The 11718-nt window shown below is 67.5% G+C and carries 10 protein-coding genes and 2 pseudogenes; 6 read left to right on the top strand and 6 right to left on the bottom strand.

All coding sequences use genetic code 11. The features are described 5' to 3' along the window. The first annotated feature begins 274 nt into the window (after positions 1 to 274). Genes AC1D2E_RS08200 through AC1D2E_RS08175 form a run of 6 tightly spaced genes read left to right on the top strand, consistent with a single transcriptional unit; the run spans position 275 to position 7868 of the window. Complete coding sequence (locus tag AC1D2E_RS08200) at positions 275 to 1084, top strand: IclR family transcriptional regulator (RefSeq protein ID WP_478196931.1); 810 nt, start codon at positions 275 to 277, stop codon at positions 1082 to 1084. A 39-nt stretch (positions 1085 to 1123) separates the two neighbouring features. Then, positions 1124 to 3199 carry an acetate--CoA ligase family protein gene (locus tag AC1D2E_RS08195; protein WP_478196930.1) on the top strand — a complete coding sequence of 692 codons (2076 nt, stop codon included), beginning with the start codon at positions 1124 to 1126 and terminating at the stop codon, positions 3197 to 3199. Between the two features lie 30 nt (positions 3200 to 3229). Next, a complete protein-coding gene (locus AC1D2E_RS08190) occupies positions 3230 to 4210 on the top strand; it encodes a Bug family tripartite tricarboxylate transporter substrate binding protein (RefSeq protein WP_478196929.1) in 981 nt (326 codons plus the stop codon). A gap of 39 nt (positions 4211 to 4249) precedes the next feature. Beyond that, a complete protein-coding gene (locus tag AC1D2E_RS08185; RefSeq protein ID WP_478196928.1) occupies positions 4250 to 5554 on the top strand; it encodes a DUF1254 domain-containing protein in 1305 nt (434 codons plus the stop codon). Continuing rightward, complete coding sequence (locus AC1D2E_RS08180) at positions 5551 to 6837, top strand: DUF1254 domain-containing protein (RefSeq protein WP_478196927.1); 1287 nt, start codon at positions 5551 to 5553, stop codon at positions 6835 to 6837. The genes AC1D2E_RS08185 and AC1D2E_RS08180 overlap by 4 nt, the downstream gene beginning before the upstream one ends. Positions 6838 to 6872: 35 nt before the next feature. Then, positions 6873 to 7868: a Bug family tripartite tricarboxylate transporter substrate binding protein gene (locus tag AC1D2E_RS08175; protein WP_478196926.1), complete on the top strand. Its 996-nt coding sequence runs from the start codon at positions 6873 to 6875 to the stop codon at positions 7866 to 7868. Between the two features lie 200 nt (positions 7869 to 8068). Here the strand turns inward: AC1D2E_RS08175 and AC1D2E_RS08170 are convergent. The 6 genes and pseudogenes from AC1D2E_RS08170 to AC1D2E_RS08145 all read right to left on the bottom strand — a co-directional run. Next, positions 8069 to 8281, bottom strand: a pseudogene (locus AC1D2E_RS08170) (M24 family metallopeptidase); the annotation flags it as partial. A gap of 16 nt (positions 8282 to 8297) precedes the next feature. Continuing rightward, positions 8298 to 8471 (bottom strand): annotated as a pseudogene (locus AC1D2E_RS08165) (SUMF1/EgtB/PvdO family nonheme iron enzyme); the annotation flags it as partial. 106 nt (positions 8472 to 8577) lie between these two features. Next, entirely contained in the window at positions 8578 to 9096 is a 519-nt protein-coding gene (locus AC1D2E_RS08160; RefSeq protein WP_478196925.1) for a hypothetical protein, read from the bottom strand. Between the two features lie 47 nt (positions 9097 to 9143). After that, a complete protein-coding gene (locus tag AC1D2E_RS08155; RefSeq protein WP_478196924.1) occupies positions 9144 to 10046 on the bottom strand; it encodes a DUF2092 domain-containing protein in 903 nt (300 codons plus the stop codon). Then, entirely contained in the window at positions 10046 to 10627 is a 582-nt protein-coding gene (locus tag AC1D2E_RS08150) for a hypothetical protein (RefSeq protein ID WP_478196923.1), read from the bottom strand. Before AC1D2E_RS08150 ends, AC1D2E_RS08155 begins: the two co-directional genes overlap by 1 nt. An 11-nt stretch (positions 10628 to 10638) precedes the next feature. Then, positions 10639 to 11589, bottom strand: coding sequence for a SphA family protein (locus tag AC1D2E_RS08145; RefSeq protein ID WP_478196922.1), 951 nt, complete (start codon positions 11587 to 11589; stop codon positions 10639 to 10641). Positions 11590 to 11718 lie beyond the last annotated feature (129 nt).

Here is an 11718-nt window from a genome sequence, read left to right as displayed (position 1 = left end):
GCATTCCGCGGTTTCCTCCCTTGGGGCTTATCCAACACCTGCCCTTGAACCGCCGTGACGCTCGCGGCAGTTCCGACGCGCGGGCAGGTATCGGATAACCCTAAACAGTAGCCGACAGTCAGCAACGGCTGCTTTCAAGAGGACTGGTTGATCACCCCGTGGATCAACTGTCTATGAGCGCTTTCGTGGCGTGGCCGTAGAGCGGGACGAAAAGCCGTTCCAAATAATGGAACTTCGTTTTGAGAACACCGCTGCCGGTCTTAGAGTGCGGCGCATGATCCGTCAACTCCGGCACCAGTCCGACATCACCGCGCTGCGTGATGACGACCCCAATTTCGCGGGGACGCTGGCCAAGGGCCTGATGATCCTGCAGACCTTCCTGCGCGATCCCCGCCCCTATGCCAACAGCGAGCTGGCGACACTGCTGGGCCTTCCGCGGCCCACAGTATCGCGGCTGTGCCGCACGCTCCTCGAGATGGGCTACCTGGACCGGGACGAGCGCATCGATCGCTACTTCATCGGCCCGGCCGCGGTCGCGTTGGGCTATCCCTACATCGTCTCGATCCCCTTGCGTTCCCAGGCGCGCCCGCTGATGCAGGCATTCGCCGACCAGGTGCACGGCGCAGCATCGATCGGCGTCGCCATGGGCCTGGACGTGGTCTATGTCGAAACCTGCGCCTACAAGCGCGGCACGCTGGCGCGCCCGGACGTGGGCGCGCTGCGCAGTGTGGCCTCCAGCGCCATGGGGCGCGCTTGGCTGCACTGTCTGGACGAGAAGGAACGCAGCACGGTGCTGCGCAAGCTCAAGGCGGAGCGCCCCGAAGAAATGGCGCGTTGCGCGGCCGGCATCAAGGAATCGCTGCTGCTGCAGTCGCGCCATGGGTTTGCGATCAACCGCGGCGACGCCGGCATGGGCGTGCTGGGTGTGGCGGTGGCTTCACGCCTGCGCCAGGGCACGCGCGCGCTGCTCTTCAACTGCGCGGTGCCGGGCAGCCAGACCGATGCGAAGACGCTGGTGTCGAGTGTCGGACCGCGCTTGGTGGAACTGGTGCGCCAGTGCGAACGCAACGCAGGCGTTGGCTGAACGCTCCCTCTTCCCGTATCTCGACTCTCGAAATTCCTTATGCAACTCGACTCGCTTTTCTCACCTCGCAGCGTCGCCGTCATCGGCGCCTCGCAAAACCCTCAGAAGGTCGGCGGTATGCCGGTGCAACTGCTGCTTCGGCTGGGCTACGACGGGCCCATCTACCCGGTCAACCCCGGCGCGGCCAAGGTGCAGGGGCTGACGGCCTTCGCCTCGATCGACGCCGTCCCGGTGCCGGTCGACCTGGCCATCGTCGCGCTGCCCGCCGTCAGCGTGGAGGGCGCCATCGAGCAGTTGATCGCACGCCGAGCGCGAGCCGCCGTGGTGCTCAGCTCCGGCTTTGCCGAAATGGGCGAAGAAGGTGCCGCCACGCAGGCACGCATCGCGGAGCGCGCGCGTACTGCCGGGCTCGCGTTGCTCGGGCCCAATTGCCTGGGCGTGATGAACATCCGCCGCAAGCTCTTCGCCACTTTCTCGCCGGCGCCGTTGGCCGGCGTGCCGCAGGCTGGCCACGTCGCCATCGTGAGCCAGAGCGGAGCCTTCGGCGCCTACGCCTTCTCGCTCGCCCGCAAGGGCGGCCTGGGCCTGAGCCACTGGGTGACTACCGGCAACGAGGCGGCCGTGTCGGTGGCCGACGTCATCGACTGGCTGGCCGATGACGCCGACACACGTGTGATCCTTGCCTACATCGAAGGGGCGCGCGACGGCGCTGCCCTGCAGCGCGCGCTGGCCAAGGCCCGCGCCGCCGGCAAGCCGGTGGTCGTGACCAAGGTCGGCCGTACCGAGGCCGGCGCGCGCGCCGCGATGTCGCATACCGCCAGCCTCTCGGGCGAGGACGCGGTATACCAGGCGGTGTTCGACGCCACCGGCGCGATCCGCGCCCGCACCGTCGACGAGATGTTTCGCCTGGGCCAGGCCTTTTCCGTCGGCAGCGCGCCGGCCGGGCGGCGCCTCGGCATCGTGACCGTATCGGGCGGCGTCGGCACCTTGATGGCCGACAGCGCCTCAGATCTCGGGCTCGAACTGCCCGCGCTGCCGGAAAGCGTGGCCGCACCGCTGCGCGAACGCATTCCCTTCTGCGCCACGCAGAACCCCATTGACGTCACCGGCCAGGTCACGGCCGACTTGCCGGTGCTGGGCCTCGCGGCGCAAGGCGCGGCCACCAGTGGCGCCTACGACGCGCTGGTGCTGTTTGTGGCCGCCGCCCTCGCTTCGCCGGTTCTGGCGCCGTCCATCGTTGAGATGGTGCGCGAGACCATTGTCGCCGCACCCGGCGTGCCTGTCGCGCTGTGCGGCATTGCCGACGAGGCCACGCGCCAGGCCTTGCTGGCATGCGGCTGCCTGGTGTTCGAGGAGCCGACGCACGCGGTGGAGGTGCTGGCCGCCAAGGCAAAGTGGGCCGCGTATCGCATGGATGCGCAGCCGCCGCAGCCGGCGCCGCTCGAAGTCGCCACGGCGGTACTGAACGAAGTCGAGGCCCTGATCTTCCTCGCCGGCTTGGGCGTGCCTGCCGCACCGCACCGGCTGGTGCATTCGCCGGCCGACGCCATCGCAGCGTGGCAAGCGCTGGGCGGGCACGCGGTGATGAAGATCGTTTCCGCCGACCTGCTGCACAAGAGCGACGTAGGTGGCGTTCGCGTCGGGCTGCGCAGCGAGCAGGAGATCCGCGAGGCCTACGACGGCATCATCACCGCCGTCGCACGCCTGGCGCCGCAGGCCCGCCAGCAGGGCGTGCTGGTCGCCCGAAAACTCGCACCGCTGGCCGAGCTCATGCTCGGCGCGCGGCACGACCCCGTGTTCGGCACCGTGATCGTGCTGGGCCTGGGCGGCGTGGAGGTCGAGCTGCATCCACGCACCGCCGTGCTCACCGCGCCGACCACCGCCGCGCGGGTGCGTACGCAACTGGACATGCTGGGCGTGCTGAAGCTGCTTGGCGGCTGGCGCGGCCGGCCGAAGGGCGATGCCGATGCGCTGGTCGACGTGGTGCTGCGCTTCGCCGCGCTGGCCGCGGCGCTCGGCCCGCGCCTGGGCACGCTCGAGATCAACCCGCTGATGGTCACAGCCGAAGGCATCGCAGCCGCCGACGCGGTGGTGAGCTTCGTCGACCCCGCCTGAATCGCTCTGTGAAGAAAACAAGGAGACACGATGAGCACGTTCCCACGCCGCCGCGCGCTGCTTCTGCAGATCGGCGCCGCCCTGATGGCGACTTCACGATGCCCACTCGCCCGCGCCGCGCTCAGCGACAAGCCGATCCGCCTAGTCGTGCCCTTTCCGGCTGGCGGCGGCACCGACGTGATGGGACGCCTGCTGGCGCAATCGCTGTCGCAGGAGTTGGGCGCCACGGTGATCGTGGACAACGTGCCCGGCGCCACCGGCACCCTCGGCAGCGCGCAGGTGGCGCGCGCGACACCGGACGGCCACACGCTGGTGCTGGGCATCAGCGCCACTCACGCCATTGCGCCGGCCCTGTTCAAGGACCTGAAGTACCGCCCCGACGACTTCACCGCCATCGCCCGCGTGGCGCACGGTGGCAACGTGCTGGTGGCGAACCCGGGCTATGCGCCGAACAGTGCGCCCGAGATGGTGGCGCTCTCCAGGCGCAGCCGCGACCCGCTGATGTACGGCTCTTGGGGCAACGGCTCGGGTGGCCACCTGGCGATGGAAAGCCTGCGACTGGCCACCGGCATCGAGACGGTCCACGTGCCGTACAAGGGCGTTGCGCCGCTGTTGCAGGACGTGGTGGGCGGACAGATCCAGGTGGCGATGGCGGACGTGGCGGGCGCGCTGCCGCTGCTGCGCGCCGGCCGCATCAAGGCTTTGGCGGTAACCGGGACCAAGCGTTCGTCGGCCCTGCCGGAAGTCCCGACGCTGGTCGAGGGCCGCATCGGCTTCGACACCGAAAGCTGGTTCGCCCTGTTCGCGCCGGCTCGCCTGCCGTCCGACACGACGCAGCAACTGGTGCAGGCTGCCGGCCGCGCGCTGCGGCGCCCCGACGTGATCGAGAAGGTGAGGGCTCTGGGCATGGAAGCTGACCCGATCTCGCGCGAGGGCTTCGACAAGCAATGGCACCAAGACGTCACGACGTGGGCCCGCGTGGTTCAGGCGAGCGGCGTCAAGGCCGACTGATTCCAGTATGCATTTCATTCATGACGAGAGACAAGACCGATGAGCAACGCATTCCTCCACACTGAATTCACATCCCCCCAGGCCGCTTGGATCGCGCACTGCGCGGTGCCGGCGGTGGTGGCCGGCTATCCCCTGCTCGAATCCGTGCGTACCTGCCATGTGCAGACCACGCCCGGCGCGGCGGCCTACGGGCGCGCGCCCTTCAACCACTTCGGCCACAGCGCCGAACGCTGGACCGATCGCGACCKCGACATCGTGACCCCGGCCAACGACCTGCTCTACAGCAACGCGTGGATCGACCTGCGCCGAGGGCCGGTGGTGATCACAGTGCCGCCGCAGACCGGCCGCTATTTCGTGCTGGAACTGCTCGACACCTATACCAACAACTTCCACAACATCGGCACGCGCAACGTCCCACAGCATGGCGGCCGGTTCGCGCTCTTGGGCCCGGACAGCACGCAGGCCGCGCCGGAGGGCACCACGGCGATCCAGTGTCCGACTGCGCTGGTCTGGGTGCTCGGGCGGGTGCTGGTGGATAGCGACTCGGCCGTCGCGGCCGCGCGCCGTTTCCAGGCCGGCTTCGCCATCGACGGACCCGAGACAGCCGAAGCGCCGGCCAGTGTCGCGCAGTGGCAAGCCGGCGGCGACGATCCCGCACTCGAATTCTTCGCCAACCTGGCACGCGCGCTGCACGACTTCCCCCCTTCGGCTTCACAGCAAGGCGCCTTCGAGCTCCTGCGCGGCGCGCACGTAAAGCTCGATGCAAGCGGGGAGCTGGGCGACCTGCGACCCGCCACGCTGGAGGGCCTGCGCGTCGCTTATGTGTCGGCGATGAAGATCATCGACGGCGCCTCGCGCCCGGCGTCGAAGGCACCGTGGCGCTATTCGACGCGGCTGGGACGCTACGGTGACGACCTGCTGCTGCGCGCAGTCACCGCCTGGAAGGGCCTGGGCGCACTGGCCGGCGATGAGGCCATCTACGCCACCACCGACTACGACGACCGCTCCGAGGTGCTCGACGGCGATCGCCTCTACCGCCTGCATTTCGAGGATGGCGGCCGTATCCCGGCCGGTGCCTTCTGGTCGATCTCGCTCTATGGCGCGGACCGCTACTTCGCGGCCAACTCCATCGGCCGCCACGCGCTGGGCAATCGCAGCCAACTCGAGCGCAATCCCGACGGCAGTCTGACCTTGTATGTGTCCCGCCAGCGCCCTCCGGGACCGGAGGAGAACTGGCTGCCCGCACCACGCGGCGCCTTCTACCTGATCCTGCGCGTCTATCACCCTCAGCCCGCGTTCCTGAGCGGCGAGTACCGCATGCCGAAGCTGGAGCGGGTGGCATGAAGCGCGAGGACCTGCCGGTGACACACGAGGCTGTGCTGCGCACGCTGCCCCTGTTCGAGATGGCGCGCATGCGTGCCGCCACCGCGCCACGCCGCCATCCGCAGCACGGCTTTGCCGGACCGGACGCCACATCGACGCTGCGCTGGCTCAACACCTTCACCCACTCGAAGCGCCTGCTCACGCCACGCGATCGCGAAGTGGTTACGCCCAACAACGACACGCTCTACACGAACGCCTGGCTGGTCCTTTCCGATGGGCCGGTGGTGATCGAAGTTCCCGACATGGGCAAGCGGTACTGGACGCAGGGCTTTCTCGACATGTGGACCAACCCTTTTGCGTACGCCGGGCGTCGCACGACCGGGAATCGCGCGCAGCGCCTTTTCGTCCACGGACCGCGGTGGGCCGGCCCCCTGCCCAAGGACATGATCGAGATTGCCGCGCCGGGCGATGACGTGTGGATCATTGGCCGCATCCTCGTCGACGATGATGCGGCCGACCTGGCGCGCGTCACGCAACTGCAGCGGCAGTTCGCCATCCTGCGAGCGCAAGACCTGCAACCGGCCGAACGCGTGGCCGACGCCGCGATGGACGGACGCAAGACCGCCACGCCCGAGGCGCATGCGTATCGCGCCATCGTCGAATCAACCTGGGCACGCAACCCATCGCCGCCAGCCGACGACGACGCGCAGTCGCTTTGGCGCCAGGCGCTGAGCGAAGGCGAGCCGCGCCTGCAGCAGGCGCTGACCGAGGTCTGCCAGGCGCTGCGCGAGGACGCCCAACCCTCCGATGTCGGCGGTGGATGGAGCATGCCAATGGCCATCCGCACCGACTGGGGCACGCAGTTCACGCTGCGCGCTCGCGTGGCGCGCAACCTGATCGGCGCGTTGGGTAGCGAGGAGGCGATGTACCCGGTGGCCGAAGTCGATGACCAGGGCCGGCCGCTCGAAGGCACGCAACGCTACACGCTTTACTTCCCGCCGGGCGCGGGTCCGCAGGTGGACGCCTTCTGGTCGCTCACCATGTATCGGAAATCCGATTGCCTGCTGGTGGACAACCCGATCGACCGCTACTCGATCGGCGACCGCACGCACGGCCTGCAATGGGACGCGGACGGCGGCCTGCGCATCGCCATCCAGCACGCGGCGCCGTCGGAACCGCGTGACCGGGCCAACTGGCTGCCCTCGCCGCCCGAGCCCTTCTACCTCACGCTGCGCCTCTACCAGCCGCGCCAGGCGCACCTGGACTTCCGCTTTGCCTATCCGCCGCTGGTACGGCTTGACTGAACGCGTACGACAGAAAAAATACGGAGACAAGACCCATGAACAACACCACACGCCGCAGCTTCCTCGTCCACACCAGCGCAGTGGCCTCGGCCCTGCTGGCCGGAGGTGGCATCGCCCACGCGCAGACGGGACGTGCCTGGCCAGACAAGCCGGTGCGCGTCGTCTCGCCCTATGGCGCAGGCGGCTCCAACGACATCTCGGCGCGCATCCTGGCCGAGGATCTGGGCAAGCGCCTGGGGCGCCCATTCGTGGTCGAAAACAAGCCGGGCGCAGGTACCCGCGTGGGCAACGAGATGGTTGCGCGCGCAGCGCCCGACGGCTACACCCTTCTGTACGCGGCAGCCCCCTACGCGGTGGTCGAGAGCCTGTACGGCAAGCTCAGCTACGACCCGCGCAAGGACCTGCGCGCTGTGAGCCTGGCGGTGGTGGCACCTGTGTTCCTGGTCGTCAATGCCGACTCACCTTTCAAGACGCTCGCCGACCTCGTGGCCTACGGCAAGGCCAGCAAGGATGGCCTCACCTTTGCGTCGCCAGGCAGCGGCTCCGGCCCCCACCTTGCGGCCGAGCTGTTCCTCAAGGAGGCCGGCGTCAAGGGACTCAACGTGCACTTTCGCGGCGACGCCACCGCGTACACCGAGCTGCTGGCCGGTCGGGTCGATGCAACCCTCACCGCCATCACCTCCGCCCTGCCGCACATCCAGAGCGGCAAGCTGCGCGTGCTGGGCGTGGCCTCGGAGCAGCGCTCGCCCATCTACCCCTCGGCGCCGACATTGCGCGAACAGGGCTTTCCCAACGTGATCGGCTACGGCTGGTTCGGATTCATGGCGCCGGCGGCGACGCCGCAGCCCATCGTGGACCGGCTGGCCAGCGAGGTGAAGGCGATCCTCTCCGAGCCGCTGGTGAGCCAGAAGCTGGCCGGACTGGGCCTGCAAGCGATGGGCACCAGCCCCACAGAGTTTGCAGCCTTCATTGACAAGGAGATGGCGCGATGGGATGCGGTGGTGAAGCAGGTTGGCATCAAGGGGGAATAGGCTTAGCCGTAGGCGTTGTCGAACGTATGGGACTCCGGCCTTGTTGCCGCGAGGCGGCGCGATCCGTACTACGAGTTGCCCTCGAGCCCAAGGCCTCAGATCGGCCAACAGCAGACCTTCGACACCGCCCTCCAGTTCAACGCAACGGCATGTCCGCAGGAGCGCAGTTGTCCAGGGCCAAGCCTCGCCCTTGCTGAGCGTCAAGCCGGTGCGTAGGCACCTGTGCCTCCTGGCCAGGCCGTGAGCACTTCATATCCCTCGGGCGTCACAGCGACCATGTGTTCCCACTGCGCGGACAGAGACCCGTCCTTGGTCACGACGGTCCACCCGTCGGGCAATTGCCTGGTTTCGCGCTTGCCGGCGTTGAGCATCGGTTCGATGGTGAAGACCATCCCCGGCTCCAGCTCGAGGCCTGTCCACCACGTCGGCGGAGCGATGGACGCGAAACGCGTCCGAGCGGTACCAGCCTGCCACCCACTGCCACGCGTTACCCGTCATGTCGAATAAGCCATAGCCGTTGGCAGGAAAGCTTTGCACGGGGCTCGTACCGACGAGACCCGCAGCCTTGATGCTCACTATCGATCCCGAGATTGTCTGTTTCATTTGGATAGCTCCGCGTCAACTCTCATGCGGCGGCAACGGTCGCACTGCAACAAATCGTCACCGAGATGGCAGGTCGCGGTGTCGAACCCCTGCGCTAACCGCAAACTCAACGGGGCGGATTGACGACGACATAGTTGACCTGGGTTCCGACATACTGCGGCTGATACCAGGTGCCGTTGCAGTTCTGGTAGGTGACGCCATTGAGCGACGCGACGGTGCACGAAGGCGGGAGGCTGTGAACGATCGCCCCCACCGCCGCGGCGGTCAGCGCGACGCCGGCCGTGACCGCAGCCGCCGTCGCCACGGGATGGTAGTTGTCGACGACGACGGGTCGGCCCACCACGACCGCGGGGCCTCCTACTACGCCGACGTGGCGATTCACGTTCACGTTGCGATTGACATTCACGTTCTGGTTCACGTTCACGTTCCGGTTCGCAGCAACGTTCTGATTGACCGCCAGATTGCGGTTGGCCGCCATGTTGTGGTTGACCGAAGTTCGTGCGCCGCCCGCCCGAATCTCTCGCTGCGCATGCGCAGCGCCGCTGGAGAGGAGACAGCCAGCGGCCGCCAGTGCCAGCAGCAGACCGGAAAGCGAAATGGATGGGATCGCCGATGGAAGATTCATGGATACGCCTCGCTTGACGAAGGGGTTTGCGGTCTGCGCGTGGCGCCTCATGGCGTGCCGATCCGCGGACTTGTTGCGCCACTGTCGAGTGTCTGGATCACGATCTGGCGCGCGCCCGCCGGCGGCCTGAACTCGAAGTCGGCGGACGTGACCTTCGGGGAGAGCTTCCAGCGCATCAGGACGGTGTGTTGCGGGTGCGCCGCCACGTCCGTGGTGCGGATCACGAGCTTGCGTGGCAACGGCATTGCGCTGCGCTCGACCCAGATCTGCCAGTCCATGCCATCCTGGCGGATCGCGTAATGCTCGGTCTGACTGCCGTCGACCTCGGCATAGCCGAGGAAGTCGGCCGAGCGAACGCCGCGCTCGCCGAGCTTGTTCGAATCCCAGTAGAACAGGTCGGCGGCCGGCAGCTCGATGCCGTAGCGATCAGCCAGGACGCCCACCAGTTCGGCCAGCGTGGGCGGCGCATCGACCGTCGTGAAGAACTGGGTCGCCGGGTCCCACAGACTCGCCTTTTGCCCGTTGTAGAAAAGGACCTTGCGGTCGCCACGGTCGTTGCGCATGTCGGCCCGAAGGGCGTCGGGCCGGCGCACCTTGAGGATCGCGGAGCGGCCCATCTGGGCCATCTGATCGTTGTCCAGCGGTTCGTCCGTCGTCGTGAACACCTGCAGCTCGAAGATCTTCAGATGGCGCAGTGCGTCGCCCATGCGGTCGAGCGCTTGCAGGACGCCCGGGTCGATCGGGGCACGAGGGGAATCCGCTCGTGCGGCAGCGCCCGGCGCCTCCGAGACTGGCTGCTGCGGCGACGTCGCAGTGCTCGCGACCGGCGCCGGAGAGGCCGGCGCCGCCGAGGTGGCAGCGGGTTGCTGCGCACATCCGAACAGCAGCATGCACGCACAAGTCGTCGCCTTGACCTGCCATCCGAGGAATCCGTTCATTCTCCGAGTCATCACGACCTCCTTTCGTTGTTTCTTGTGGCTAGGCGGCTGCTCCAGCACAGCAGCACGCCGAACACGATGCAATAGGCACTCAATGCCGCGCGCTTGTCCGCGTCGAGAAATCCAACGCCCACACCGAGGCCGAGCATCGCGGTGAGCGCGCAGGAAATGAGAGCCGGCCAGACCACGTCCTCGCTCTCGGCGGGCGTCTTGCCCCGCGGTCGGGCCCACCACACACAGGCCGCGCCGAGGATGCCGAAGGTCATGAGCGCCACACTCAGCAGCGAGAAGAAGAGCGCCGAACCGATCACCGAGGCTTCCATGCCGGGATTCCCGAGCAGCAGCGCGCCGATCAGTATTCGGACGATCGCATCGGCACATGCGAGCGCGAAGAGCCAGCGCGCCCGGGTCCAGATGAGCGTCGCCCATACGAGGCCAAACAGGCCGTCGACCAGCGCGAAGATCCCGGCCCAGTTCGCCCCATGCATCGCCTTTGCGTTCGCCAAGCCAACCAGCGCGATCCCGAAAGCGAGGTTGAAGATGCCGCGCCCAAGCAGGGCCAATGCGGGCGCGACGACTGAATTCTTGTTCACGCGCGCTTCCGTTACATGATGGGCAGCGTGAGGCTCACCATCACGCCGTTGCCCTTGGGCCGGTTCTCCGCATCGACGTCGCGGACCCAGCGCGCCGAGAACGCTGCAGGCAGGGGCCCGATCTTTCCCGTCCAGGTCACGATCGGGCCCAGCCCGACCGAGCGGCCCTTGAAGCCGTTGAGCTTGTCGGCGACGGGGCTCGAGTCGTTCCCGAGCTGCTCGATCCAGCCGCCCACCAAGCCCAGGCGCCATTGCGGCGCGACGGCCGTGGTCCACATCGCATCGATGCGGAAGACCGCGGCGTTCTTGTAGTCGGTGTCCGTGTTGCGCGTGTAGAAGTCGAACGCCGCCAGTGCGGTGAACTCGCCGCCGCCTCTGAGCAGATGGGTGTATGCGATGGTCGGCGAGAAGGTCCAGGTGTTCTGGCCGGCATTGGCGAGGCGGTTCGGATCGTAGGCGCCCGTGGGCGCATAGATCGGAAGCGAGAGAGCCATGTGCTCGGTCTCGCTGAAGTGGTAGCCGGCCACGATCGGGTTGATCAGGACGTCCGCGAACTGGGTGCCACTGTCGGTGTTCGACAAGCCCGGGCGCAGGGTACTCGATGCGTCGATGGTGACCTTGGTGTACTGCACCGGCAAGCCGATGGCCGATGCGAAGTTCCATTGGCCAGGCCCCGTGTCCCAGACGTAGGTCAGGTTGGCGATGTTGTAGCTGACGCTGGCTTCCATGCCGGCGCTGACGACCCGCCCGATCGATACGCGCCGCGAGCCTTCGATGTCGCCGTTGAAATTGATGCTCGCGAGCGTGAGCGCAAGGCCTGGGGTCGGCGGCACGATGCCCGCGTTGGAGTTCACCTGCTGGCCCGTGATGGGCCGGCCCATCCCCCCTTCGGTTGCTGCCGCACCCAGCGGCACCAGCGCAACGCCCGCCCACAGGGCGCTGCGCAGCAATCGATTCGTCATCCTCTTCCTTTCCTCGTCTCGCGAGGTCATCGCTGTCTTTTTGTTTTTCCCTGAACCATGCGACGAGTCTTGCGTGAGGGTTCTTCAGCGTCAACGCCAAAGGGACCGGATAGGTAGATCTCCGCCCGG

Source organism: Variovorax sp. P1_H2 (genome assembly GCF_056405295.1).
The sequence above is the reverse complement of the archived record's forward strand: the minus strand, read 5'-3'. Positions and strand labels throughout refer to the sequence as shown.

Bases quoted from the DNA above. Each gene is read 5' to 3' on its own strand.
- AC1D2E_RS08200 (WP_478196931.1), top strand. From the start codon at position 275: ATGATCCGTCAACTCCGGCACCAGTCCGACATCACCGCGCTGCGTGAT.
- AC1D2E_RS08195 (WP_478196930.1), top strand. From the start codon at position 1,124: ATGCAACTCGACTCGCTTTTCTCACCTCGCAGCGTCGCCGTCATCGGC.
- AC1D2E_RS08190 (WP_478196929.1), top strand. From the start codon at position 3,230: ATGAGCACGTTCCCACGCCGCCGCGCGCTGCTTCTGCAGATCGGCGCC.
- AC1D2E_RS08180 (WP_478196927.1), top strand. From the start codon at position 5,551: ATGAAGCGCGAGGACCTGCCGGTGACACACGAGGCTGTGCTGCGCACG.
- AC1D2E_RS08175 (WP_478196926.1), top strand. From the start codon at position 6,873: ATGAACAACACCACACGCCGCAGCTTCCTCGTCCACACCAGCGCAGTG.
- AC1D2E_RS08160 (WP_478196925.1), bottom strand. From the start codon at position 9,096: ATGAATCTTCCATCGGCGATCCCATCCATTTCGCTTTCCGGTCTGCTG.
- AC1D2E_RS08155 (WP_478196924.1), bottom strand. From the start codon at position 10,046: ATGACTCGGAGAATGAACGGATTCCTCGGATGGCAGGTCAAGGCGACG.
- AC1D2E_RS08145 (WP_478196922.1), bottom strand. From the start codon at position 11,589: ATGACGAATCGATTGCTGCGCAGCGCCCTGTGGGCGGGCGTTGCGCTG.